The organism is Streptomyces sp. MMG1533 (assembly GCF_001279775.1).
Classification (GTDB): Bacteria; Actinomycetota; Actinomycetes; order Streptomycetales; family Streptomycetaceae; genus Streptomyces.
Map to the genome: position 1 here is coordinate 1 of NZ_LGDG01000114.1, position 768 is coordinate 768.

Below are 768 nucleotides of genomic sequence, written 5' to 3' on the forward strand. Positions count from 1 at the left end.
TTGCCAGTGGTCTTCAGTGTCAGGCATTTGGGCCTCTTCTCGGCGTACAGGGCGGCCGTGTGCGGCCGTTGGGGGTTGGGTTGGGGTGACGGCCCGGGGGCGGGCCGGACAGCGGGGGGCGGGCGGGTCAGGCGGGGTCGTGGATGCGGGTCCGGCCGGTGGGGCCTTCCATGTGGAGGCCACAGACGGGCAGCCATTCGCGTTGGCCTCGGAACAGGCGCCAGCCGATGGACGGGCGGTCGCAGTGTCCGGCGTCGCAGGAGCGGCCAGCTGCGGGTTCGTCGGGCGGGGATGGCGCGGTGAGCCCGGCCGGTCCGCGCTGAGAGACGGGTGGGGTGACGCCTACGGCGCGTTGCCCGGCGCCGGGGCAGGTGAGTTGGCCTCGGCGGTGGCGGCCGAAGACTCCGGCAACGGTGATGCGGCGGGGCTGGCCGCAGCCGGGGCAGGTGGCCTTGACGGCGGGGCCGGTCACGACGCTCCCTCAGCGCGTGGCGGTTCGAGGCCGAGTTGTACGGCGGCGAGTGCGACGGCTTCCCGGATGGACAGGCCCTCTTCGGAAGCGGCTCGGAGTGCGAGGGCGCGGGTGTGGAGGTCGTCGGCGAGGGCGAGTTGTTCGGGGGTGAGGCAGCCGGGTCCGGTTCGCCGATGGAACTTTTCGGGGCGGCTGGGTTGCCAGTGGTCTTCAGTGTCAGGCATTTGGGCCTCTTCTCGGCGTACAGGGCGGCCGTGTGCGGCCGTTGGGGGTTGGGTTGGGGTGACGGCCCGGGG

Annotated in this window: 2 protein-coding genes; both read right to left on the minus strand. The window is 73.0% G+C overall.

What is annotated here, in order from left to right:
- Window positions 1-127: 127 nt before the first annotated feature.
- Window positions 128-472 carry a hypothetical protein gene (locus ADK57_RS49890; protein ID WP_159050056.1) on the minus strand — a complete coding sequence of 115 codons (345 nt, stop codon included), beginning with the start codon at window positions 470-472 and terminating at the stop codon, window positions 128-130.
- Complete coding sequence (locus tag ADK57_RS49895) at window positions 469-696, minus strand: hypothetical protein (protein WP_159050057.1); 228 nt, start codon at window positions 694-696, stop codon at window positions 469-471. Before ADK57_RS49895 ends, ADK57_RS49890 begins: the two co-directional genes overlap by 4 nt.
- Window positions 697-768: the final 72 nt, after the last annotated feature.